Below are 23,407 nucleotides of genomic sequence, written 5' to 3'. Positions count from 1 at the left end.
TCTTGCCAGTTCACCTCTACGTCCTGACCCACCTGAAGAGGGCGGGCGTTGACTACGCGAAGATGATGGCCAAGGTTAGCGGCCTCCCCCTGGAGCTAATCAACGACGCCGTCGGCGACCTCCTCGAAATCGGCCTGATAGAGCGCGACCCCGGAAGCGCGATAAAGCGGAGCAAGGCGCGCTTCAAGAAGGCCTTCGAGGTTCACAAGCACCACACCTACTACCGGCTTTCGAGGGAGGGAGAACTCTTCGTCCGCTCGATTGACGGGAGGTGGCTGAAGGAGTACTTCAACTCCCTCCTCCCCGACGGCTGGAGGATTGTTAGAGCGCTCGCGGAGTCCAAGAACATACGGGAGGCCAACCGGAGGGCTGGGATAGACGACGAAACCGCCGAGGAGCTGAAGGTTCTCCACTTCATCACGGAAAAGGGGAGGAAGACCGAGTTCTTCAAGAGACTGTGGGAGTTCCTGAGGGTATAACCCCGCACCCCCCCACTTGGTTGAACATTTTTGTCCATCGTTACACGGGGTCTTTTGAGTTTTTCCCCTCTTTTTTGAATTCAGGACTTTACTTTTTTGTTTCAAGCGAATGAACGCCGAGAAAACTTTAAAAACCCAAATGAAACCATCAAATAGCTTCCCTAACTTTGAAAACACTGACAAAGCAAGCATACTCTCAGCTTATTCAGGCGTTTTGAGAATTCTCCTCGGAGATGGGTGGAGTGATTTCTTCCCTGAACGCTTTTCTCGGCCAGAAAAACGCTAAAGCAGATTTTCCCATTTTTACATTACATAGAAGTAAAACCGTGCACACGTTTGAAAACGGGGCGTTATGACTTCTATATAACCATAGAAAGGCCTTGGGAATTCCCCTTTAGCCGAGGGGAGCATTTTCTACCGTTTTCCAGACTGACCTCAAACGGGGCTCTCTGCCGTCTCAGTTGGGCTTTCGGAGGCTTTTCGCGGGAGTCTGGTGGAGTGATTTCCGCTGGTTGGTCTTTGTTCTCCCTGTGAACCGTTTAATCCGCCTCGATGGCCCTCTCCATGGTGCTGTCTTTCTCGTTAACTTTTTGGGGCTTTTTCTTTCTTTTTCGGTTTTCTTACTATTTTGGATGGTTTGTGTTTGGAGTGTTTAGGGTTTTTGTTCTGGTGCTGTTTTCTGAACTTCTGGTAACCGCAAAATTTATATGGGGGTTCGGCGTTACTCTATTTGCTCAATAGGGCAAAAAAGTTAACCGTTTCAGAACCACATAATGTTTGGAAACGAGCAGTTATCAACTCTAACTTGGTTGGTGACATTTCGCTTGGAATGATGTTTCAGAACCACATAATGTTTGGAAACCCGAGGCGCTCTCCGTTGAAGAATCCTACATTACCATCAACTTTCACGAGTTTCAGAACCACATAATGTTTGGAAACCCACCAATACTGAACCCCTTAATTTTACCCTCTTTAATAGCCTTCCAAACTTCATCCGCGTTTCAGAACCACATAATGTTTGGAAACCTCCTTAGCAAAACTGAGGAAGCTTATCGCACTCCCCGGTTTCAGAACCACATAATGTTTGGAAACAGTTTGAGCGTTACCGAACGCTTCATTTTAAGTTATGGTGTTTCAGAACCACATAATGTTTGGAAACATGTCGGGGAGCTCGTCGAAATCGTCTATTGTATTCCTGATTTCTTCGAGTTTCAGAACCACATAATGTTTGGAAACCTACGTCACTTTTCGTGTGTGCTTTGTTGCTTACAAGGATGTTTCAGAACCACATAATGTTTGGAAGTTCCTATTTGTTTTTCTTGCCCAATCTCTGGGCTCTTCCTCTGCCCTGAAGGAAGGGGCTTTCAAAAAATGTGGTTCCCACTATTATAAAAACGGAGAGCTCACCCCACTTCCACGACGTACTTCCTGTTCCCCTCCTCAAAGCCCCTGAATGAGCCGAGTTTGAGCCCCAGGAGAGCCTTCTCGACCTCAACGACCTTCATCGAGGCCAGGTGTGTAACGCCGCTCCCCCTTAAGAACTCCGGGAGGAGCTGGCCGGTGGGGCCCGTCAGGACGAAGAGCCTGGCCTTCTTCGCCCTGTCCAGGAGCATGTCTATTGTTCCGTTCACGAGACAGCTCGCGCTCGCTATCACCGCGTCCATCTCGGGGAGGAGGTGGTATTCAAGGGCGTCGCTGTAGGTGTCCCTGTCCCAGAGCTTGGCGTTCCTCTCGAAGACGTACACCCTGTGCCCCTTTTCGCGGAGCTCCCTTACCAGGGGAGGCATGTTCCCAATCATCGCTATCTTTATCTTACCCGCCTTCTCGGGGAGGAGGTCGAGCACGTCGACCCACTCCGCACCGCTGAGGTCTATGTAATACTGCGAAACCGCGTTTATCGCGGCTAAACCGAGGGTCCGCTCGACCACGTTAAGGCTGTCGGCCCTTTCTATGAAAGCCTCAAGCGACGGCTCGCTTATTGAGCTGGTGTAGCGCTGGACCTCCTCGGGCAGGGTCATCGCAACCCCCAATGCTTTTCCCTCCGACCCCCGGGCGAGAACCCACGTGTAGGGTAGGGCGAAGCCAAAATCGACCAGCTCAAGGTCCCCGGCGAGCTTGAGCGCCTCCCTTTTTACCCTCCTCAGGAGCATATCACCACCACCCTCCCCTGCACTCAACCCCTTATTAACGGCACCGTTAGGGAAACCGAAAACTTTAAATGCTGTGCATATGCACAAAATACCGGAGGTGGTGATATGAGGATCGCGATACCCACCAACGGTGGAGGGCTTGAAGACACCGTTGCCCCGGTATTTGCTAGGGCGCCGGCTTTCCTCATAGCGGACGTTGACGAAAACGGCAACGTCACCAACAGCAAGGTCATTCAGAACGGCGCCGCCATGGCAGGTGGTGGGGCTGGCCCAATGGCCGTTCAGACCCTGATCAACGAGGGCGTTGAAGCGATAATAGCACCGCAGGTCGGCCCGAACGCACTCGGAGCGCTTCAGGCTGCAGGCATAAAGCTCTACCAGGTCGCCCCGGGAACACCAGTTGAGGAGGCCATAAAGGCTGTCACCAGCGGAAGCACCCCGACAACGACGGTACCTGTCCAGAACGCGCCGGGAACTGTGCCTACTCTGACTTACGGGCCCTACCCGGCGGCTACCGCAACCCCCCCTTATCCGGCCTACGGATACGGCTTCGGCCCAGGCTGGGGAAGGGGCTGGGGCCGCGGTGGCGGCTGGGGTAGAGGCAGAGGAAAAGGCTGGGGCAGAGGTGGAAGAGGCTGGGGAGCGAGGTTAGGCTACTGCCCCTGGACCGGCCAGCCAAGCAGGAGAGCATGGCTTTCCAGGTTCTTTGGCTGGTGGTGAACCTTTAACTTTTCTTTTCGGAGGGTAGAGAATGCCACGCGGAATGGGAAGGGGCTACGGCAGATTTGGAGGAGGCATCCGATACCGGTTCTCTCCATTTGGCGGGGCCTACGGTCTAATCGACCTGCTCTCCCTCATCGGAATTCTGTACTTTCTGGTCAAGCTCTTCATAGTTGCCGCCCCGTACGCTCTCGGCCTCGTGGCCCTTTTAATCCTGCGGTCGCTCCTGAGGCCCCGTTTCCCGGGCTGGGGAAGGCCATTTTGAGCTTATGCAAACTTTTTTAAGTTCGGGTTACCTAAAGCCATCGGAGGTGATGTGAATGAGGATTATAGTTTCGACCATAAACGGCGGTCTCAACGACAGGGTTAACCAGGCCTTCGGAAGAACCCCCACTTTCACAATAGTTGACGTCGAGAACGGCGAGATAACCAGCATTCAGGTCGTTCCGAACCCCGGTTACAGCCAGCCGAGGGGAGCGGGCGTTACCGCGGCCCAGTTCGCCATAGATCAGGGGGCCGAGGCGGTTATAGCAGGCCAGTTCGGCCCCAACTCCTACGGGGTTCTTCAGGCGGCGGGGATAAGAATGTACTCTGCCCCAGCGACCATGACGGTCAGGGAGGCCATTGCGGCTCTCCTCAGAGGCGAACTCCAGCCTGGGATTCAAGGCGGAACCGGAGGAATGGACGGTTACGGCGGTGGAATGGGCAGAGGTATGAGACGCGGAAGAGGCATGGGTCGTGGAATGGGAAGAGGTAGAGGCGGAGGATACGGTCGCGGCGGCTGGTGAGCTTTTCCTCCTTTTCAGCCTTCTACGCACTTTCAAAATTTGAGCCTTCAAATGGCTAATTCTGACTCACGGGGCGGAACCCTCTCCGGGTTTGCCACCCAGGTTCCAATGTCGCACTTGATATCCTGAGTTCATCGGGATTTTTGCGATACTGACCTGCCACTACCTGCTGATGTGAACGAAGTTTTTTAGGGATAAATAAGGACAAAAATCAAAGTTCCACCGCGTCCCATAGGCTCAGGCCGTTTTCCCGGGGCTTTCTCTCAAGGAGCTCACCCAGGAGTTCCTGCATGAACACCTCGGCCACGAAGACCTCAGCCTCAATGAGATGCCCTCCGTACAGCATACCGTCGGAGTCTCCCAGGGCAACGTGGATATGGGCGAAAGGCTCGCCGTCCTTTACGCTTATGTTGCCTGTGAGGGACACCAGTTCGTATGTGCCGGTCAGCTCGATGACCTTGTACCCGCCAGCGTCCTCGTCAAAGTAACCGATTTTCGGGTTCTTCAAACTTCCAATGGCACTGACAGTTCCGATCAGAACGTTGTTTTTTCTCGCGAACTCGTTTATGAATCCCAGAAGCTCCTTCCCTTCGGGGACCCTGAGCAGAAAATTCCTGCCCCTCGAAAACCTCATTCCATTCACCTCAAAGCTAATAAGCCTCTTCCGATTTAACGGTTTGGGTGAGAAAATGAACACAAAAAGAGCAATAATGCGTATCTTCCCGGAGATTCCGGAATTCAAAGAGGTTGACTTCTCCCAGTACTCAACCCCCTACGGGGCTCTGCTGATAGCCTTCCTCGATAGTGGAAAAACCGGCCTGAGAGAGTTTGAGGAGTTCGTTGAGGAAAACGGCGGGACGAAGGCGGACGTTGGAAGGTTCCTGATCTCAATATTCCAGTACCTCCTCATCAGATACCGTCGCTATGGAGACGAAAGCGTAGAGGTACCCGCGTTCAAGATTTTCCTGACCCTTAAGGGCTGGCTCAACGAGCATGGCTTTGAGAACGACTACAGAAGGCTCCTTCACTCGTTCGTCGGCTATCTCGTGGGCATAGCGGGGAGGATTGCAGAAAGGTTCGACTGCGAGATAGGTCCAGCATACATGAAAACCGCCTACCTGCTAACGATTGAATCGGAGGAAACCTTTGGAGGGGAGTATTTCAGCGAGCTTAAGGAGAAGGCCAGAGAAATGCTTGAGGAGGTTTACAGAAAATGCAAAATCGATAGAACGCTTTTCGAAAAACGAAAGAAGGACTGCTAAGCTGCCTCCATAGCTCGAATCATCTCTCAAGGGTTACCTCCGCGTAGCTCCGGGGGTCTTCCCAGATTCTAACCTTTATGCGCTTCACGTTGTCTCCCGCCTTCTCCGCTATCCTTTCGGCGAACCACTCCGCTATGTACTCAGCGGTGACGTTGGGCTTGTCGAGGATTACCGCCTCGTCCACGGGCAGTTCCAGCCGCTTACCGTTCTTCTCAATGATAACAACGTCCCCCCCTCTCTTGACGACCCAGCTCTCGCTTACCAAGATTCGATGATCAAGGAGCTTTATAAGCTTGCTCAGATGGTTGAAGTCAAATATCATTCCGTTCTCGTTGAGTTCGCCCCATATTTCGACGTCGACATTGTACGTGTGCCCGTGTATCCGGAGACATTTGCTCTCGTAGGGAAGAACCAAGAAGTGCGAGCTGTCGAAATCCTTGTGCCAGCCAATCTTTCTCTCAACCATGCGGAACGTCATTTCTCTCACCAGGCTACGTTTGGGGAACACAGGTTATAACAGTTACTGGGTCGGAAGGGAGAAAGTCTATAAAGCAAACCACCGTACCGGTTTTGATAGCCATGCCGATGGGAATGGGACCTGGATGGGGCCGGGGCAGGGGCAGAAAAAGGAAGATGCGCATGATCGGGTTTATCCCCCAAGTTAGGCATTTCTATCCTGCCCTACCCCCTGTAGGACAGCCAAAACCGCCGATTTTCATGACGTATGAGGAATTTGAGGCCCTTCGGTTGGTGGACTATGAGGGGCTAACCCAGGAAGAGGCAGGGAAGAAGATGGGTGTCTCAAGGGGGACAGTCTGGAGGGCTTTGAGCTCGGCCAGAAAGAAGGTTGCACAAATGCTGGTTGAAGGAAGGGAACTGATAATCCTGCCTCAGGGAAACGAGATCCCAAAAAATGCTGGCGAAGAAGAGCTGTAAGGGTTAAATTTTTGGAAAAATCTGTTATCTGTTGATTATTGGGTCATTTGACTGGTCTCTTGGTCGTTTTGTTTTTTAGGTAAGCCTAATTCTCGTTGGGAGGTTCTCTCAAAATTTTCAGTTGGATTTTACGTGATAAAAGAGACATATTCTTAAAATATTTTGAAATGTAACTTAAACTTGTTAAAATTTTAAAATTTTGATTTAATGTACAAGTTCAGTATATACACTAAAAATTATTGCCAAATAAATACGATTTAGAAATGTAAAAATCCCAAAAAATTTACTATTGTGGAAAAGAATTATTGGCCAAAAGTGCACATTAAGACATGTCAGCCAGATGCCACAAGCCCGACACTAGCTACTCAAGAACCTAGAATAATGGTCAAAAGATCGGTATTTTAACACCAATATCCGATTACAATTAAAGATGGTGCAATTTGAGATAAGTGTGTTCAGCCCATAAAGGATAGAAACGGAAGGCGTGGTAGGGGTAGCCTTTTGATAGAGGTACTCACTCAGAGCGCAGAGATGGCACATTCGGCACCCAAACACCCACTCACGTGATGAATGCTCTGATGCGGAGCGACTCAACCAGAAAACTGCAACGCCCTGCGCGCCATTATCTTACCTATTCTAATATACAGTTATGTACACAAGTTTTGGATATAATGTACCTTATATCCAAAATTCATGGACACTTATGAACATTTAAACTCCCACAGGAGGCAACCTAAATGTTCCACTTGGGCACACGGGGACGCCACGAGACTCAGCTCCCGTACTCATCGCAGGGCCTAACAGGACTCTGCACCACCGTCCCTCAAGTCAATGTCTCTGATGCGGCTACCCGGAGGAATCCGGAGCCCGGTTAGTTCCACACTACCTTCAATTGTAACCAATTTTTGGTTCCTGAAAGCCCGATCTCACAGAAAACTTTTGGGGGTCAGGAGTACTTTTGAACAACAAACTTCACGCAGGTTGTTCTCAGGGGTTGTGAGGGGAACAAATGCATGTAGCTAGAAATGACGGCTGTTCTCACCACGCACTCATGCACAGTGATGAACATTTTGTTGAGAATTACTTTATATCGATGGTAATAAATAAGCAGAATTTAACATTATTATTAGTAGTTTTTAGATCCATTATATTAAACAAACTTAATAAAAAAGGCAATGTTAAATTTAACTTCTAAATTTTTGGACACATATATTCCTGTTTATCAAAGTAAATCTTCACCCAAAAATCTGAGGATCAACTTGCACCACAAGACGGGGAGTATGAAAAAAGAATACGGGCCCCGGATAAGGAAAAAGAGGGCTCAAAGGCCCTCTTTTTTCTCTTTCTCCTCTATCCACGCGATTACGTTGTCGACTATCTGTGGGGCCATTCCCACGTAGTTCTCCGGCTTCAGGCTTTCGAAATCATTCTCACTTAGGAACTTTTTGACGTCTTTACTCTCCTTAGCCACCTCTATCAGGTCCCTGTTCTCTTCAAACGCTTTCATGGCAAGCCTTCTAACGAGTTCATGTGCCTCCTGCCTCCCCATGCCCCTCTCAGTCAGCTTCAACATCAGCGGCTCGGCCATGATAAGGTTGTTGGTCAGGTGCAGGTTCCTCCTTATGTTCTCCGGAAAGAACTCAAGGCCTGCAAGGACTTTCTTCATGCTCTTCAGCATCTCATCGAGCAGAACAAAGCTCTCCGGAAGGATAACACGCTCAACAGAGGAGTTGGTGAGGTCTCTCTCATGCCAGAGGGGGTTGTTGAGCAGGGCAGGGAAAACGTTTGAGTAGAGAACCCTTGCGAGCCCGCTCACCTTCTCGCTCCTTATCGGGTTCCTCTTGTGGGGCATGGTCGAAGAGCCAACCTGCTTTTTTCCAAAGGGCTCGCTGATTTCGAGTATCTCGGTCCTCTGGAGGTTCCTTATTTCGAGAGCCATCTTGTCGAGTGTTGAGGCAATGAGCGCCAGAACCATCATAAGTTCGGCGTAGACGTCGCGCTGGATTATCTGATTGCTTATCCTGGCGGGCTTTAGGCCGAGGTCTTCCATAACGAGGCGCTGTATTTCGGGGCCTTTCTCTCCAAAACTCGCCATCGTTCCAACGGCACCGCTCATCTGGCCGACTAAAACCCTTTCCTTCAGCTCCCCTAGCCTGTCTATGTGCCTCTGTATCTCATCGAGCCATATGGCAAACTTCATGCCGTAGGTGGTTGGAACCGCGTGCTGGCCGTGCGTCCTGCCGATGCAGACGGTATACCTGTGCTCCCGGGCTAGGCGTTTGAGTATGGAGCGAAGCTCCTTCAAGTCCTTCTCCACTATCTCAAGGCTCTCCTTTATGAGGAGCGCGTTGGCCGTGTCGATTATATCGTTGGAAGTGGCACCCAGGTGGACGTACTTTCCGTGTTCACCGCAGACCTCGCTTAGGGCCTTGACGACGGCCATTATGTCGTGGTGTATTTCGGCCTCTATCTCCTTGACACGCCCCACTTTGACCCACTTCGTGTTAGCCCTTTCTGAGATAACCCGTGCACTTTCTTCCGGAATATTGCCCACCTTCGCGTGGGCCCTCGCGAGTGCGGCCTCAACGTCCAGAAGTTTTTGCAGCTTGTTCTCCTCGTCCCAGATGCGCCTCATTTCCTCGCTCCCATAGCGGTAATCGATCGGGTGAACGGCCATCTTATCACCAAGTCTATGGCAATTTTTGAATCTTAAAATCTTTCGCTTGACATTAATTTGAAGGAGCAAGATTGGCTATTCGATTCGAGCATCGGAGGCACAGGAGTGTCCAATAACGCTATCTAACGACCGAAAAGTATTTAACTGAAACGCCACGATAGCCTAACGACAAAACTTCCGGAGGTGCCAGAAATGGCTGAGGAGCACGTCGTCTACATTGGAAAGAAGCCGGTTATGAACTACGTCCTCGCCGTGATAACCCAGTTCAACGAGGGCGCCAAGGAGGTCAGCGTTAAGGCTCGCGGTAGGGCCATCAGCAGGGCCGTCGACGTCGCTGAGATCGTCAGGAACAGGTTCCTCCCAGAGGTCAGGGTCAAGGAGATCAGGATCGGCACCGAGGAGCTCCCGACCGCCGACGGCAGGACCGCCAACACCTCAACCATCGAGATCGTTCTCGAGAAGCCGTGAATTTGAGTTCCCTTTCCTTTTCCTTCGGGTTCTTCTGCACGCTTCAAATGCGGTTGAAGTTGTGAAAACCTTTAATACGGCCCCACCGTATTTCTTCCAGGTGGCGCCCTTGGACTACGAGACGATAGACATTCACGACGAAAGAGCCAAGGAGCTGGCCCAGATTCTGATGAACGATAAGGCCATAGCCATTCTCCACCTCGTTGAAGACCGGGCGCTGTCGATAAGCGAGATAGCGCGCGAGCTTAACCTTCCAATTTCTACCGTGTCGTACCACGTAGATAAGATGCTCAAGGTTGGCCTGATTGAGGTGGCTGGAAAAAAGTACGGGAAGAGACTCCAGGAGGTCAAGCTTTACCGAGCCTCCAACAGGCCGATTCTCCTCGTTCCGCGGAAGAGCGTCGCAAAGGTTAAGAAAAAGCCGGTCATGGGATTTGAAAGGCTCCACGTCATCAGCCTTGGAATAGCAGGACTGGTTTCTGTGGGGGTTTACGCGGCTTCAACCAGGTTGCTGGCTCCCATGGGAGCATCTGGAAAGGATTCGGCGTACGAGATTGGAAACATCAGCATGATGTCCGCACCCGGAAAATCGCTCGTATCGGTGGTGTCAAACACCAGCACCACCCAGGCCACAGCGCTTCCTTCAGCACCCACAGCCCACACATCTGCGATTTCGGCCCTTCTGGCCATTGTAACCTTCATCTTAACGTTCCTTCTAGTTTCGTACATTTTGAAGCGTCGGGCATGAAGAAAGCTTTTTAAGTTTCTCTCCCAACCCCCGGTTGGCGAGGTGGTAAAATGGCACCTAGGATAGCCGTGGGACAAGTGGTTAAGAGAAAGGCAGTCATCGTCAAGCCGGACGACACCGTCCACAGGGTCGCCAGGATTCTCTCAAAGAACAAGGTGGGAAGCGCGGTTGTTGTTAAAGACGACGAAATCGTTGGAATAATAACCGACCGCGACATACTCGACAAGGTCGTTGCGAAGGGGAGAGATCCCAAGACCGTCAAGGTCGAGGAGGTTATGACGAAGAACCCGATAACCATCGAGGACGACTATGAGGTTCAGGACGCGATCGACAAGATGATGGACAAGGGTATAAGAAGACTCCTCGTTACCAGGCTCGGAAGGCCGATAGGCTTCGTCACCGCCGCGGACCTTCTCGCTGCTCTCAACGCGTACAATAGTGAGAGTGAGGAGGAAGCCAGCGAGGAGACGGAGGTCTACGGCATCTGCGAGCTCTGCGGCCAGTACGGTCCCCTCTACAAGGTCTACATCGAGGGCGGCGAGAAGTGGATCTGTGAGAGCTGCAAGGACAGCCTCAACCTCTGACTCCCTTCAGTTCTTTCATAACTTCATCGAGCACCTCAGCGAAGGCCCTGTTCCTGTTCTCAACGCTCAGCGTGTAGAGCTTTCCAAGGGGACGGAATTTATCGACCATCTTCCTGTGGACGACCGCCAGCAGCGGTTTCTCGGACTTCAGAACCTCGCCGATGACCCTGACGAACTCGTCGCTCTTGTACTCCATCGGGCCTATCTCGTCTATGACTATCAGATCCGCTTCAACAAGGGCGCGCCTTATCGCCGAAACGCCGACCCGCTCAAGCTCGTCAACGTGGACGACGTACTTCCCGAAGGGAACGCCCGGGAGGTGCGAGGTCCCTCTAACGCTGGCCAGGGTTCCCTCCTCTCCGGTGTCGAGGGCAGTGATCCTGAAGCCCACACGCCTTCCACCCCTCCGCACCTCTCTTGTGATCATTCCACCGACGAGGTAGCCCCAGCGGTCGGCTTCCCTCGCGACCCTTTCCACCAGCGTCGTTTTCCCGACTCCCGCCGGGCCGGTAACGAATATCCTTAGCACCATTTCAACCACCGAAGGAGATTTAAGCTCCTCCCTTAAACCCTTTGGGGTGGTGGCTGTGGAGATGAGGTACAAGCCCGAGGAACTCACGAGGCTCCCGAGGAGTGTGCGCTATGAGCGCGGGAAGGTCATCATGATAGACCAGGCCCTTCTGCCAAGGGAGTTTCGCATGATTGAGCTGACAACCGTCGATGAAGTTGCCGATGCAATAATCACCATGAAGGTCCGCGGTGCGCCCGCAATAGGTGCAGCAGCAGCCTTCGGTCTGGCCCTCTACGCCGACACTTCAAAAGCCAAAACCAAGGATGAGTTCATGGATGGATTTTACCGGGCGTACGACAGGCTGAAGAACACGAGGCCAACCGCTGTGAACCTCTTCTGGGCACTCAACAGGGTGAAGAAGCTCGTCGAGGAGCACCTTGAGAGCCCGCTCGACGAGATTAAGAGCATGATTGTCGCCGAGGCGCAGAGGATAGCGGACGAGGACGTCGAGGCCAACCTCAGGATGGGCCACTACGGTGCCGAGGCCCTTCCGGAAGGGAACGTTCTAACGCACTGCAACGCGGGAAGTTTGGCAACGGTCCAGCTCGGAACGGTTGGAGCGGTTCTCAGGGTGATACACCGCGATGGGACGCTCAAGCTCCTCTGGGTGGACGAGACGAGGCCCGTCCTCCAGGGCGCGAGGCTTTCCGCGTGGGAGTACCACTACGATGGCATACCGCTTAAGCTCATAGCCGACAACATGGCCGGCTTCGTCATGCAGCAGGGGAAGGTCGATGCCATCATCGTCGGCGCCGACAGGATAGTGGCCAACGGCGACTTCGCCAACAAGATTGGGACGTACACCCTGGCAGTCCTCGCGAAGGAGCACGGGATACCGTTCTTCACGGTAGCGCCGCTCTCGACAATAGACATGAGCCTCAAGAGCGGGAAGGAGATACCCATCGAGGAACGGAAGCCCGAGGAAGTCCTCACCTGCGGCGGCTGCAGAATTGCGCCCGACGTTGACGTCTACAACCCTGCCTTTGATGTCACGCCGCACAGGTACCTGACGGCGATAATAACCGACAGAGGCATCGTTTACCCGCCCTTTGAGAGGAACCTGCGCAGGCTCTTCAGGAAGGAGTGAACTCCTTTCTTTTCTCCTTCAACGACCTCCTCAACAAAAACGCCCTTTATCTCGCCAATCTCTTCCTCCAAAGCGGGGAGGAGCAGGCCCAAGAGCTCCAAAGGCTCAAGGCAATTGCAGTCGGTGGAATACTCAAAAGGTTCTCCGGAAAGCTCGACCCGGAGCGATACTCCCCCATCAGTTTTCAGTACTTCAAATGGAAACGTGCCGTTTTCTGCAACCACCTTGCCTTTAACGAGCATCATCTGCTAAATTGAGTCCCCAGATTAAAGGATTTCTTAATCAGAAGGTTTTAAACCGGTGGTTAAACCCTCCGAGAACGTTAAAAGCCTTCGGGCACAGGTTTCCTTGGTGGTGCTCATGTTCTGGCTGAAAACCAAAATCATCGAGGGTGGGGGAAGCCTGCGAAGGCTCTCAAAGGAGGCCAGAGGGTACGAGCGCGTTCTCATACTCTCTTCACGCTCGATGAAGAGGCACGGCTTCCTGAAGGAGGCCGAGGACTACGTAAGAGAGGCCGGGGCGGAGGTCTTTTCGATAGCTGGACTTCCAGCGGAGCCGAGCGTCGAGGTCATAGAGGAGTTCCTTCCGAAGGTGAAGGATTTCGAGCCCGATCTGCTGGTGGCGCTCGGCGGCGGGAGCGTGATAGACACCACCAAAGCCCTGAAGGTCTTCTACGACGCTCCCGGGCTGAACTTCGAGGAGATAGCCTTCATAGACCGCTTTTCAAAGCCCAAGCCCGTTCCCAAGCTCAGAACAAAGCTCATAGCGATTCCCTCGACGAGTGGAGCTGGAAGCGAGGTATCCGCTGCCAGCGTCCTCAAGAAGGGCGACGTTAAGTACAACATAGTGACCCCGGAGATAGCGCCCGACGTGGCAATACTCGACCCCCGTTTGCCAAAAACGATGCCGAGGGAAGTTGCGAGGAACTCAGGCCTCGACGTCCTCGTCCACGGGATAGAGGCCTACACGACAAAGGTCGCCAGCGACTTCAGCGACGCGATGGCGATGAGAGCGATAAAAACGGTCTTTGGGTTCCTTGAGAAGAGCCTGGAGGGCGACGGGGAGGCGAGGGAGAGGATGCACTACGCCTCAACGATGGCGGGCATAGCCTTTCTCAACGCACGCCTCGGCCTCTGCCATGCCATGAGCCACAAGGCGGCGTGGATTGGTCCGCACGGCCTCCTCAACGCGATACTCCTACCCTACGTCATGGAGTTCAATGCCACGAAAAGCGACTACGCGAGGAGGCGCTACGACGAGATAGCGAGGGAGCTCAGCTTAAGGGACTGGAGGGAACTCATTGACGCCGTCAGGGGGCTGAACGAGAGAACGGGCGTTCCAAGGCTGAGCGAGCTCGTTGACGAGGAGACTTTCATGGCAAAGCTGGACGAGATGGCGGAGAAGGCCTACCGCGACGGGCTCGTTGCCTTCAATCCCGTCGAGCCGAAGCCGGATGAGATAAGGGAGCTCTACCTGAGGGCATACAGAGGAGAATAAGCCACCCTCTTTTTATCAATCTCTTATGGCGGGGCTACCCCGGCCACGGAGTTCCAAACATTATGTGGTTCTGAAACTGGGGAGATTGTGAAGGAGGTCGAGGTGGACGGCCCGATACAGAGCGTCGAGCACCTGTTTCCAAACATTATGTGGTTCTGAAACCGCCTCGTGGGCGCAAAGGGAGAGCTTCACTACAGCCGTGTAGTGTTCAGGTTTCCAAACATTATGTGGTTCTGAAACGGTTAACTTTTTTGCCCTATTGAGCAAATAGAGTAACGCCAAACCCCCATATAAATTTTGCGGTTACCAGAAGTTCAGAAAACAGCACCAGAACAAAAACCCCAAACACTCCAAACACAAACCATCCAAAATAGTAAGAAAACCGAAAAAGAAAGAAAAAGCCCCAACAAACCAGGGGAGGAGATAACGCCAGGGAGAGGACCAGCGGGGCAGGCTAAACCTCTCCCGGGGAAAACAAAGGCTAACCAGCGGAAACCACTCCACCAGACTCCCTCGCGAAGCCTCCGAAAGCTCAACTGAGACGGCAGAGAGCCCCGTTTGGGGCCCGTCTGGAAAACGGTAGAAAACGCTCCTCCGAGCTGAGGGAGAATTTTCAGGGCCTTTCTCGGTTTATAAAAGAGTTATAACGCTCTGTTTTCAAACGCGTGCACGGTTTTACTTCTATGTAACGTAAAAAAGCGAAAAGCCGTTTTAGGGCTCTTCTGGCTGAGAAAAGCATTCAGGGAAGAAATCACTCCACCCATCTCCGAGGAGAATTTTCAAAACGCCTGGATAAGCTTGAAGCGCGCTTGTTTTATCCGCGCTTTCAAAGTTAGGGGGGAGGTTTTAAGTCTTCTTCTGGGTTTTTTAAGTTTTCTCGGCGTTCATTCGCTTGAAACAAAAAAGTAAAGCCTTAGATTCAAAAAAGAAGGAAAAAACTCAAAAGACCCCGTGTAACGATGGACAAAAATGTGGTCTCAATCGGTCATATCCCCGGTTATCTTCCCGCCCTTCATCACCTCGACGATGGCAAGGCTGAGCAACGCGAGGAAGAGGTATATTCCCGCCGACGTCCCGAAGAGCACCTCGTAGGCCTTCGTCGTCGGGATCTTTATCTGCACCCACGAGGGCGCCCCTGGCGGGTGGAAGAGGACGTAGTAGGTGCTCATCACGGTTCCAGCGATAGCTGGCCCCCACGTCGAGCCGAAGTTCCTGAAAAGGCTGTTGGCACCTGTCGCTATTCCCATGACCCTCTGCGAAACCGAGAAGACGAGCACGTTGATGAAGGAGATGTTCATCAGCGTTATTCCCGCGCCAACGTAGGTTATCACCGCCACGAAGGCCCAGAGGTGGTTCGGGGGGAACTGCTGGGCGTACTTGGCGAGAACCGCGAGCCCGGAGCTCGCCACCAGCGCGCCGGTCACCGCGAGAGGCTTCGCACCTATCCTGGGCATCAGTTTGCCTGCGAGTGGCGCTATGACCAGCATGACGCCGGCCATCGGGGTCATGAGCAGGCCGCTCTCAAGGATACTCTTGCCGAAGCCGTAGGGCGGCTTCATCTGGAAGATGTAGGTGTTCGCCTGGCTCATCATCGAGATGCCGAAGGCCGCGAACATTATGCCGAGGTTTACTATCGCTGGGTTGCGGGAGGTCACAATGTCGAGCGGGATGAGCGGGTTCTCGGCCCTTCTCTCCCAGAGGGCGAGGAAAACCGCACCGACTATCGAGAGCGCGAAGAGGACGAGCGTCTCCCTCGCGGTCCAGCCGATGTTGGGAGCGCGCGTGACGGCAACCAGGGCAGGAACGACGGCCCAGACCAGGAAGAGCGCTCCCGGCCAGTCGAGCTTTCCGGGGTTTACGTAGCGGCTCTCGCGGAGGATTTTCCACGCAAGGATGAACATGATGACAGCAAACGGTGCCGCCGAGTGGTAAGTCCAGCGCCATCCCCAGTGCTGGGTGACGTAGGCACCGAGCGGAAGGGCTATGACCATACCGACACCGAACATCGCGCTTATCATCCCCTGAACCTGGGGCACCATCTCGGGCGGGAACTCCTCGCGGACGAGGCTGAAGGCGAGCGGGAATATTGCCATGCCGAGACCCTGGATTGCCCTGCTGAAGAGGAGCCACTCGAAGCTCGGTGCAAAGCCGTTGAGTATAACCCCGAGCGTGTAGAAGCCCAGAGCGACGAGGAACATCTTCTTCTTGCCGTACATGTCCCCGAGCTTGCCGAATATGGCGGCACTTACCGTTCCGACGAGGAGGTATATCGTCAGAATCCAGCTGACGTCGTTGGGGTTGATGGCGAACTCCTTCTGTATCGTCGGTAGTGCTGGGGTCAGCATTGCCTCAGTGTACATGACGAGGAGGGGCAGGAGGACGACCACGAGGGTCGCCTTCTTCGCGTAGCTAAGGTCGTAGGTTTCTCCGTTTCTGACCACTTCCATCCCTACCACCGATGTATCGAACGATATATCGCTTTATAAAGATAGCGGTAGGGGTTATAAACTCCGGGGAAGAACTGCAAAGGGGTGTGGATATGTCCGAGGTAGTCTCGGGGGTGTACCGAAAGGGGGAGCTCATCATAATCGACGGAAAGGAGCTCCACGAGGGGGACACGATAACGGTCAGGATACTCACGAGAAAGGAGCTGGTTGAGAGGCTGGCAGGAATACTCGGCGAGGGAAAGGCCGGCGAGGTGGAAAAGTACGTGGGGGAGCTCCACGATGAGGGTTCTCCTTGATACCAACGTCCTGTACAACTACCTCTACAAGACCGAGCTAACCCCAAGGGCGAAGGATATCCTGTCGGAGGATTACGAGTTTTACATCAGCGCCACGGTTCTGAACGAGCTGAGCTACGCGGTGATTCGAAAAACGGCCGAGGTAACGTTTGGAGCACGTTCGTATCACAGGGTCAAGGAGATACTGAGAGAACAGGGATACAGACCCTTTGAGGAACCCCTAAGCAGAATGGAACTCGTCCTGCAGGCCCTGGGGATAGAAATTCTCCCCGACTCAAGCGATTGGGAGGCCATACGGGGATTCATACGGAGGTACTCACTCCTTCCAAACGACGCCACGATACTTGCCACCGCCGTGGAGAAGGGAGTGGATGCCATTGCAACCTTCGATAAAGACTACAGTAAAGTTCAAGAGGTAAAGATTGTCCCTTAAACCATGCACCCCCTCCTCAGGAAGGCCATCAGGGAGCGCTTCGGAAGGCTCAACAGGCTCCAGCAGGACGCCTTCAGGGAGGTTAGCTCAGGAAAGGGCGTCCTGATAATAGCACCCACAGGTTCAGGAAAGACTGAAGCGGCAGTTCTACCGGTATTCAACGAAATCCTTGAAGGGGGACTTAAACCAATTTCTGCACTCTACATCGCACCGCTCAAGGCCCTCAACAGGGACCTGCTCGAGAGGCTGGAATGGTGGGGAAGGAAACTTGGAATAACCGTAGAGGTGAGGCACGGCGACACTTCAGCCTACAGGAAGGCAAAGCAGACGAAGAATCCCCCGCAGATGCTCATAATCACTCCCGAAACGATGGGGGTTATCCTGACGGTCAAATCCCTCAGGAAGCACCTCGAGAACGTGAAGTTCGTCATCGTCGATGAGATAGCGGAGCTGGTGGACAACAAAAGGGGAGCACAGCTCCTCCTGAACCTTGAAAGGCTCGCCGAAATTGCCGACTTCAGGAGAATAGGCATGACTGCAACGGTAGGCAACGAGGAGGAAGTGATGGAGTGGCTTGGAGCAGATACAATAGTCAAGCCGAACTGGAAAAAGCGCTATCGCTTCCACGTTCTCTACCCGAGACCAGAGGGGAGGGACCTCGACCTCGCCCGGGAGCTGAGCGTCTCGCCCGAGATAGCCTCTAGACTGAGGGCCCTGTGGGGGGTCGTCGAGGAGCACGGGAAAGCTCTGATATTCACCAACACGCGGCAGTTCGCGGAGATTCTGGCGCACCGCCTCAAGGCCTGGGGGAAGCCCGTTGAGGTTCACCACGGCTCGCTTTCGAGGGAAGCCAGAATCAAGGCCGAAAAGGCCCTCAAGGAGGGCAGGATTAAAGCGCTGATATGCACGTCCTCAATGGAGCTCGGCATAGACATAGGCGACGTTGACGTCGTAATCCAGTACATGAGCCCGCGCCAGGTGAACAGGCTCGTCCAGCGCGTCGGGAGGGCAAAACATAGAATCGGAGAGGTCAGCGAGGGCTACGTCATAGCGACGAACGTCGAGGACTACCTCCAGAGCCTCGTCATAGCGAAGCACGCCCTTGAGGGCAGATTCGAGGCGGTCGAGCCGATGGGTGGGCTGGACGTTTTAGCTCACTTCATCGTCGGCCTGCTCATCGAGTACAAACGCCTTCCTCGCGAGAGGCCCTACGAGATAGCGAGGCGGGCCTACGTTTACAGGGATTTGAGCTGGAGCGACTACCTCGACGTTCTGAAGGTTCTCGAGGACGCGAGACTCATAGGCTACGACGGGGAGAACGGTCTCCTTTATCTCCGCCGCGGCGCGTTCCAGTACTACTACGAGAACCTCTCAACGATTCCTGACGAAGTCTCGTGGAGGGTTTTCGATTCCAAGAGCGGACACGTCATTGGAAGGCTCGATGAGAGCTTCGTGATGGACCTGGAGGAGGGCATGGAGTTCGTCATGAACGGCCGGAGCTGGATCGTGCTCAAGATCGACGACGAGGCGAGGCTTTTGAAGGTCCGCGAGAGCAAGAGCCTGGAGAGCGCGATACCGAGCTGGGAGGGCGAGATGATCCCCGTTCCCTTTGGAGTGGCCCTCGACGTCGGCAGGCTGAAGAGGGAGCTGGCTTTCGACTTCGAGAAGGCGAAGGGGCTTTTGGAGGGGGTGGAGTTCAGCGAGGAGGAGCTGAGAAGGGCGTTTGACGAGATCAGGGACGAGCCCTTCTCGACCGACCGCGACATCGTCGTCGAGAGCACGCCGAAAGCGCTGGTAATCCACGCGGACTTTGGAAACCGGGCCAACGAGGCCCTCGGGCGGCTCGTTCACTCGCTCCTCATACTGCGCTACGGCAGGGTCTTCTCCGTGAGGAGCCAGGGGCATGCGGTGGTCTTCAAGACGCCCTTCCAGCTGAACCCTGAGGAGGTGAAGCGCTACCTCTACCAGGAGCCGGGGAGTTTGGAGTTTATAGTCTCCCGCGCGCTGAGGGATTCCCACGCCTACCGGTGGAGAATGACGAACGTGGCGAAGCGCTTCGGGGCCCTGAGGAAGGACGCAAAGATAAGGAAGGTCGAGAGGCTCTTCGAGGGGACGGTGATTGAGCGCGAGACCTTGAACGAGCTCTACCACGACAAGGTTGACGTAAGAAAGGGAGAGCTCGTCCTTGAGATGCTCAAGAGGGGCACGATGAGGGTGAAAACGGTTCTCAGGAAGGAGCCTTCAACGCTTGCCCGGCTGAACATGGCCGTCGGCGGCGAGTTCCTGCTGAGCGGGACGCTGGAGAGGGACGAGGTACTTGAGCTGTTCAGGAAGAGACTGCTCGACCACGAGGTCGTTTTAGTGTGCACCAACTGCGGGTGGCACTCGAGGACGAGGGTGGCGAGGCTTCAAAACATAGAGCTAAGACAGTGCCCGCGCTGCGGCTCGAAGATGCTCGCGGTTGCCCACCCGATAGATGCGGAGGAGTTTCTCCCCGTCCTAGAGAAGGTTCGCCATGGGAAGCCGCTGGAGAGGAGGGCGGAGAGGACATACAGGAAGCTGCTGAAAGCTGCGGACCTCGTGGATTCCTACGGCTTCGAGGCAGTTTTAGCACTGGCCAGCTACGGAACCGGGCCGGACACTGCGGCGAGGCTTCTGGCGCAGTACCGGGGCGAGGCACTCCTCGTTGCCCTCATGGAGCGGGAGAGGCAGTTCATAAGGACGAGGCGCTTCTGGGTGGACAGGAAGGAGAAGGAAGAGGGTGGGGAAGAGGGTTCATGAGGGCCGCGCCAATGCTCGGGCGCCGCCGGGTAGTTAACCTCCCAGCTTCTTGATGCTCTTGACGTCGCCCTTCTGCACGAGTCTCAGCAGTTTGACCGCGTGGAAGAGCTGGGGGGCGTTGGCCTCGTCCTCCAGGAGCCCGTCCACGAGCCTGATGAGTTCCTTCTCCGCCTTTTCCATCGCCCTCTCCGAGAAGTCCGAGAACTCGAGGGCCTTGACGATGGCGAGGAGCTCGGGGGGAAGGCCGGCAGAGGTTACGGGGCGTTTCGACTTGGCCCTCTCCTCGACCCCCTGGAGGTGCTCCCCCTCGCCTTGGGCTTCTTTCCTGTAATCTCTGCGATGGCATTCCTGAGCTCCTCGACCTCTTTTGTAACGTCTATTCCTGCGGCTTTTAGAGTTCTTAGCGGATTTTTAGTCTGCGATGAAAATGCCTCTTCCATTGCTCGCAGGTGCTTGACATCATGATCCTTTGGCCACATTTTATTGATGAGTTTTATCGTGGGGGGAATCGCTTCTTTTATTGCGCGCTCGGTGGACTTGGCAACCGATGGTCCAAGTATTTCTCTTTCCTGTAATTTTTCCACAACAAGTTTTGCGAACTCTGAAGGCCTCTTTTCAATGTCCTCTATGCTTTTGTTTTTCATGACGAGATAGTCGTATATTGCGTCACCTATTGCCCACCCGATATCTTCGTGTTCCTTGCCCAGATGGTTTGCAACAAGAACAGCGAGCACTCCGTGGAGTATATGGTATCCCCGTGACTTTGGGTCTCTCTCCCAATGTAAGAATGGTACTCATGGTTAAGGATTGCTCTGGCACGTTTTGAGTCGCCAATTTCATCAACTGCAAGGGTTTTTTTTACCCTTTCATAGTTTTTTTCCGGGTCTATTTGCCTTATGAACTCTACATATCCGTCGAATGATATGTATGCGCCTATTATACCGTCTATAACTTCTTCGGGCAGCCCATACTTCTTCGCCAGTTCTTTACGTACTTCTTCCAAGGTCTTCCTTTTTTTCTTCCCCCCAAATATGAACATCCCGGTCAAGGCCAGAAGTGACAAAGCCACCACCCCTCAAACTTCATCGCTATTGGAGATAAGGTTTTCGAAGTCCCGACGGGCCCCCAAAACCCCCGGTTCCATGCAGGAAAGGGTTCCACTTTCCGGGGTTTTTGGTACCCTTAACCCCCCCACCAGTAACTGGTGGCCCCCCTATCTGAAAGCCAGTTCCACGAGTGGGTCGGGGATCACGTAGCCATCAACGGTCTTTTCAAGGTAGCCGTAACGGACGAGGTTGCTGAGGACGTTGGAGAAGTTCTTGTCGTCTATCCTCTTCCCCTCAAGAATCTCCACGGTCTCCTTTATCTCCTTCCAGCGGTGCTTCCCGTTGGCCACCGCCCGCATCGCCAGCTCGTAGCGGTGGGATAGCTCCCTCAGCCGGGAGAACTCCGCCAGAATCAGCCTCCTGGCGTCCTCCTTGAGCCTCTGGAGCGCCCGGGAGTGGCCCAGCCCGAGGTAGCGGTTGTAGCCGTAGAGGGTGAGCCAGCCGACTATGCCGTCCAGCTCATCGACCGCCTCATCGATCTCCTCCCGTGAAACCCTAAGGCCGAGCTCGTCAAAACCCCTCTCAAGAAAATCCACGCTCTGGTGCCTCTCAAAACGCTTCAGCCTGATCTCCAGGTGGGGCCTCCCAAAGAGCGCCGAGCCCGGGTCATGAAGCCTCAGAAAGTCCTCCAGCAGGCCAACCTCCGAGCCCGTCAGGACAAAGCTCACGTTCTCAAGCTCGTCGATGGCCCACGCGATGAGCTCCGGGTAGCGGGAATTCGAAAATCGCAGGTACTGGGCCTCGTCTATCGCGATGACAAAGCGCTCTCCGAGGGAGTTTATGCGCTCAAGGAGGTCGTAGAGGTTTACTCCCCTCTCGACCTCAACCTCAACTCCGAATCCAAGGAGGCGCACGCCCCTGATGCTTCTCGCTAGCTCCCTGGCCCGCTCCTTTCCCGACCTCTTCAGGAACCCCTCGAGGATGAGCTTTGCCAGGGCCTCCCTCGGCACATTGCCGAACTCGGAATAGACCTTTCTCGCGTCGATCTTGACGCTCCCGTAGGGGAGTTCATTCAGGGCAACGTTCAGGAGTGAGCTCTTTCCAAGGCGCCTGATTCCGAGGATCGTAACGAGGCCAAGGCCCTTCCTCAGGCCGTCCTCGACACGCTCAAGCTCATCTCTTCTGTCGTACAGTTCCTCCCTTCTGGTCTTCGGCCTCGGGTTGAAGAGCATACCCCCCACCAGTAACTGGTGGGGGGCCTTCCTTAAAAAGGTGATGGGAAGAGAAGGTTCACCCGCTCTTTCCATAAATCTCGTTGAGGGCCTTCAGGAACTCGCTGGCGGTAACCACGTCCCTCACGTCGATGTGCTCGTTCTTGGTGTGGGAGATGTCGAGGTTGCCGGGGCCGAACACTATGGTTCTGGTTCCGTTGTACATGAAGTTTATGGCATCGGTCCAGCTCCTCATCCCGCCGAACTCGTCTATCTCCGTGACTTCCATCGCCTTCTTCGCCAGCTGGACTATCTCCTCGTCCGGTTCGAGCTTGTAGCCGTCCCATATCTCGGTGTACTCGTACTTCAGCGTGTACTCGTCGAATATCGGGTCGAGCAGGTCGAGTATGTCCTCTACCTCCTGCTCTGGTAAAAGTCTCGCCTCAAGCCTTCCCCTGCAGAGGGCTGGGATCAGGTAGACCGGGTTCTCACAGACCAGCTCCTGGATTCCGATGTGAGGGTCGAAGAACTCGCCCCTGGCCTTGAAGGGCTCGAGCCTCTTCATCTCCTCCAGCATCTTGTAGGTCTCCTCTATCGCGTTCACCCCGCTCTCGGGGCACGCTCCGTGGGCCTCTTTACCGTCCACCTCGAAGTAGGCCTCGATGTTGCCCGCGTGGGCTATGTGAACCTCCAGGTCGGTCGGCTCAAGCACTACCGCCATCTTTGGTTTATACCTCTCCATGAAGAGCGCACTCCCGCGGCCGCCCAGCTCCTCGTCGCTGACGAAGACTATGCCGACGTTGAGTTCCTTCCCTTCCCTGCGGAGGTTCTCCAGCATGAGGAGTATAGCCGCGGCTCCCCCCTTTATGTCGCTCGAGCCGGTGCCGTAGATTATGTTGCCCCTCACGAAGGGCTCGGCGCGGATCGGTATTGTGTCCACGTGCACCTCGTAGAAGAGGTCAGCGTCCGGGTTCACGACCAAGTCTATTATCTCGCCGTCGCTCTCTATCCTCACGTCGTAGTCGAGCCTGTGAAGGAACTCCATGATGTGGAGCATTATCCTGTCCTCCTGGCCGGAGGGGGAGGGTATCTTTAAAAGCTGGAGGAGTATCTCCTTCGCTCTCTCGGTTTTCATTTGGGTCACCTAATAGGTTTTGGAGGGTGAGTTTATAAACCCCACCTCGAACTAACGTGGGCGATGAAGAGATTCATCCCTCCTGATGGGT

The 23,407-nt window shown here is 54.2% G+C and carries 26 protein-coding genes and 1 CRISPR repeat array; of the genes, 14 read left to right on the top strand and 12 right to left on the bottom strand.

The genetic code is table 11. The annotated features are described in order from the left end of the window. The first annotated feature begins 2 nt into the window (after positions 1–2). Entirely contained in the window at positions 3–479 is a 477-nt protein-coding gene (locus CL1_RS09235; RefSeq protein ID WP_014789614.1) for a DUF2250 domain-containing protein, read from the top strand. Between the two features lie 757 nt (positions 480–1,236). After that, a CRISPR array of direct repeats spans positions 1,237–1,783; the repeat unit is 28 nt; unit sequence GTTTCAGAACCACATAATGTTTGGAAAC. 99 nt (positions 1,784–1,882) lie between these two features. On the opposite strand, the gene CL1_RS09230 is transcribed toward CL1_RS09235, so the two are convergent. Continuing rightward, positions 1,883–2,629, bottom strand: a complete 747-nt coding sequence (locus tag CL1_RS09230; RefSeq protein WP_014789613.1) for a Rossmann-like domain-containing protein — start codon at positions 2,627–2,629, stop codon at positions 1,883–1,885. A 105-nt stretch (positions 2,630–2,734) separates the two neighbouring features. Between CL1_RS09230 and CL1_RS09225 the strand changes: the two genes are divergently transcribed. The 3 genes from CL1_RS09225 to CL1_RS09215 are packed head-to-tail and all read left to right on the top strand — an operon-like array spanning position 2,735 to position 4,137. Beyond that, positions 2,735–3,349, top strand: a complete 615-nt coding sequence (locus tag CL1_RS09225; protein ID WP_014789612.1) for a NifB/NifX family molybdenum-iron cluster-binding protein — start codon at positions 2,735–2,737, stop codon at positions 3,347–3,349. Between the two features lie 31 nt (positions 3,350–3,380). Next, positions 3,381–3,614 carry a hypothetical protein gene (locus tag CL1_RS09220; protein WP_014789611.1) on the top strand — a complete coding sequence of 78 codons (234 nt, stop codon included), beginning with the start codon at positions 3,381–3,383 and terminating at the stop codon, positions 3,612–3,614. A 55-nt stretch (positions 3,615–3,669) separates the two neighbouring features. Next, positions 3,670–4,137, top strand: a complete 468-nt coding sequence (locus CL1_RS09215) for a NifB/NifX family molybdenum-iron cluster-binding protein (RefSeq protein WP_014789610.1) — start codon at positions 3,670–3,672, stop codon at positions 4,135–4,137. 211 nt (positions 4,138–4,348) lie between these two features. Here CL1_RS09215 and CL1_RS09210 read toward each other — a convergent pair whose 3' ends face one another. Further along, positions 4,349–4,771 carry a PPC domain-containing DNA-binding protein gene (locus CL1_RS09210; protein WP_014789609.1) on the bottom strand — a complete coding sequence of 141 codons (423 nt, stop codon included), beginning with the start codon at positions 4,769–4,771 and terminating at the stop codon, positions 4,349–4,351. Between the two features lie 55 nt (positions 4,772–4,826). Between CL1_RS09210 and CL1_RS09205 the strand changes: the two genes are divergently transcribed. Continuing rightward, positions 4,827–5,399: a hypothetical protein gene (locus CL1_RS09205; RefSeq protein WP_014789608.1), complete on the top strand. Its 573-nt coding sequence runs from the start codon at positions 4,827–4,829 to the stop codon at positions 5,397–5,399. Positions 5,400–5,418: 19 nt separating this feature from the next. Here CL1_RS09205 and CL1_RS09200 read toward each other — a convergent pair whose 3' ends face one another. Next, the gene (locus CL1_RS09200) at positions 5,419–5,877 is read right to left on the bottom strand and encodes a 6-pyruvoyl trahydropterin synthase family protein (RefSeq protein ID WP_014789607.1); all 459 of its coding nucleotides are present in this window, start codon (positions 5,875–5,877) and stop codon (positions 5,419–5,421) included. A gap of 101 nt (positions 5,878–5,978) precedes the next feature. Between CL1_RS09200 and CL1_RS09195 the strand changes: the two genes are divergently transcribed. Next, the gene (locus CL1_RS09195) at positions 5,979–6,335 is read left to right on the top strand and encodes a DUF134 domain-containing protein (protein WP_014789606.1); all 357 of its coding nucleotides are present in this window, start codon (positions 5,979–5,981) and stop codon (positions 6,333–6,335) included. A 1,321-nt stretch (positions 6,336–7,656) separates the two neighbouring features. Here CL1_RS09195 and purB read toward each other — a convergent pair. Next, positions 7,657–9,012 (bottom strand): adenylosuccinate lyase, encoded by a 1,356-nt coding sequence (gene purB / locus CL1_RS09190; protein WP_014789604.1) that lies wholly within the window; start codon positions 9,010–9,012, stop codon positions 7,657–7,659. Between the two features lie 192 nt (positions 9,013–9,204). On the opposite strand from purB, the gene albA reads away from it, so the two are divergent. The 3 genes from albA (at position 9,205) to CL1_RS09175 (ending at position 10,812) form a co-directional block, all read left to right on the top strand. Beyond that, the gene (albA, locus tag CL1_RS09185) at positions 9,205–9,480 is read left to right on the top strand and encodes a DNA-binding protein Alba (RefSeq protein WP_014789603.1); all 276 of its coding nucleotides are present in this window, start codon (positions 9,205–9,207) and stop codon (positions 9,478–9,480) included. Positions 9,481–9,589: 109 nt separating this feature from the next. Continuing rightward, on the top strand, positions 9,590–10,228 hold the full coding sequence (locus tag CL1_RS09180) for an ArsR/SmtB family transcription factor (protein ID WP_014789602.1): 639 nt from the start codon (positions 9,590–9,592) through the stop codon (positions 10,226–10,228). Between the two features lie 50 nt (positions 10,229–10,278). Then, positions 10,279–10,812, top strand: a complete 534-nt coding sequence (locus CL1_RS09175; protein ID WP_014789601.1) for a CBS domain-containing protein — start codon at positions 10,279–10,281, stop codon at positions 10,810–10,812. Here the strand turns inward: CL1_RS09175 and CL1_RS09170 are convergent. After that, positions 10,802–11,344, bottom strand: coding sequence for an NTPase (locus CL1_RS09170; RefSeq protein ID WP_014789600.1), 543 nt, complete (start codon positions 11,342–11,344; stop codon positions 10,802–10,804). The genes CL1_RS09175 and CL1_RS09170 overlap by 11 nt on opposite strands. 55 nt (positions 11,345–11,399) lie before the next feature. Between CL1_RS09170 and mtnA the strand changes: the two genes are divergently transcribed. Beyond that, positions 11,400–12,470, top strand: a complete 1,071-nt coding sequence (gene mtnA, locus CL1_RS09165) for an S-methyl-5-thioribose-1-phosphate isomerase (protein ID WP_014789599.1) — start codon at positions 11,400–11,402, stop codon at positions 12,468–12,470. On the opposite strand, the gene CL1_RS09160 is transcribed toward mtnA, so the two are convergent. Continuing rightward, positions 12,422–12,715, bottom strand: a complete 294-nt coding sequence (locus tag CL1_RS09160) for a hypothetical protein (RefSeq protein ID WP_048152225.1) — start codon at positions 12,713–12,715, stop codon at positions 12,422–12,424. The two genes, mtnA and CL1_RS09160, sit on opposite strands and share 49 nt — an antisense overlap. Before the next feature lie 115 nt (positions 12,716–12,830). On the opposite strand from CL1_RS09160, the gene CL1_RS09155 reads away from it, so the two are divergent. Continuing rightward, the gene (locus CL1_RS09155; RefSeq protein ID WP_048152222.1) at positions 12,831–13,967 is read left to right on the top strand and encodes an iron-containing alcohol dehydrogenase; all 1,137 of its coding nucleotides are present in this window, start codon (positions 12,831–12,833) and stop codon (positions 13,965–13,967) included. A 977-nt stretch (positions 13,968–14,944) separates the two neighbouring features. Here CL1_RS09155 and CL1_RS09150 read toward each other — a convergent pair. After that, a complete protein-coding gene (locus CL1_RS09150) occupies positions 14,945–16,414 on the bottom strand; it encodes an MFS transporter (RefSeq protein ID WP_014789596.1) in 1,470 nt (489 codons plus the stop codon). Positions 16,415–16,506: 92 nt separating this feature from the next. On the opposite strand from CL1_RS09150, the gene CL1_RS09145 reads away from it, so the two are divergent. The 3 genes from CL1_RS09145 to CL1_RS09135 are packed head-to-tail and all read left to right on the top strand — an operon-like array spanning position 16,507 to position 19,924. Next, positions 16,507–16,710, top strand: a complete 204-nt coding sequence (locus CL1_RS09145) for an antitoxin family protein (protein ID WP_014789595.1) — start codon at positions 16,507–16,509, stop codon at positions 16,708–16,710. Next, positions 16,694–17,143, top strand: a complete 450-nt coding sequence (locus tag CL1_RS09140; RefSeq protein ID WP_014789594.1) for a PIN domain-containing protein — start codon at positions 16,694–16,696, stop codon at positions 17,141–17,143. The genes CL1_RS09145 and CL1_RS09140 overlap by 17 nt, the downstream gene beginning before the upstream one ends. 3 nt (positions 17,144–17,146) lie before the next feature. Continuing rightward, entirely contained in the window at positions 17,147–19,924 is a 2,778-nt protein-coding gene (locus tag CL1_RS09135; RefSeq protein ID WP_014789593.1) for a DEAD/DEAH box helicase, read from the top strand. A 33-nt stretch (positions 19,925–19,957) separates the two neighbouring features. On the opposite strand, the gene CL1_RS10780 is transcribed toward CL1_RS09135, so the two are convergent. The 5 genes from CL1_RS10780 to CL1_RS09115 all read right to left on the bottom strand — a co-directional run bounded on the left by CL1_RS10780 (position 19,958) and on the right by CL1_RS09115 (position 23,316). Further along, positions 19,958–20,104 carry a hypothetical protein gene (locus CL1_RS10780; RefSeq protein ID WP_187287165.1) on the bottom strand — a complete coding sequence of 49 codons (147 nt, stop codon included), beginning with the start codon at positions 20,102–20,104 and terminating at the stop codon, positions 19,958–19,960. Between the two features lie 74 nt (positions 20,105–20,178). After that, on the bottom strand, positions 20,179–20,658 hold the full coding sequence (locus CL1_RS09130) for a hypothetical protein (RefSeq protein WP_148267305.1): 480 nt from the start codon (positions 20,656–20,658) through the stop codon (positions 20,179–20,181). Next, positions 20,595–20,987, bottom strand: a complete 393-nt coding sequence (locus CL1_RS09125; RefSeq protein ID WP_048152220.1) for a hypothetical protein — start codon at positions 20,985–20,987, stop codon at positions 20,595–20,597. The genes CL1_RS09130 and CL1_RS09125 overlap by 64 nt, the downstream gene beginning before the upstream one ends. Positions 20,988–21,137: 150 nt before the next feature. Next, positions 21,138–22,202: an AAA family ATPase gene (locus CL1_RS09120; RefSeq protein ID WP_014789590.1), complete on the bottom strand. Its 1,065-nt coding sequence runs from the start codon at positions 22,200–22,202 to the stop codon at positions 21,138–21,140. 58 nt (positions 22,203–22,260) lie between these two features. Then, the gene (locus CL1_RS09115; RefSeq protein ID WP_014789589.1) at positions 22,261–23,316 is read right to left on the bottom strand and encodes a M20/M25/M40 family metallo-hydrolase; all 1,056 of its coding nucleotides are present in this window, start codon (positions 23,314–23,316) and stop codon (positions 22,261–22,263) included. Positions 23,317–23,407: the final 91 nt, after the last annotated feature.

Origin of the sequence: Thermococcus cleftensis, assembly GCF_000265525.1 — an archaeon.
Classification (GTDB): domain Archaea; phylum Methanobacteriota_B; class Thermococci; order Thermococcales; family Thermococcaceae; genus Thermococcus; species Thermococcus cleftensis.
The sequence above is the reverse complement of the archived record's forward strand: the minus strand, read 5'-3'. Positions and strand labels throughout refer to the sequence as shown.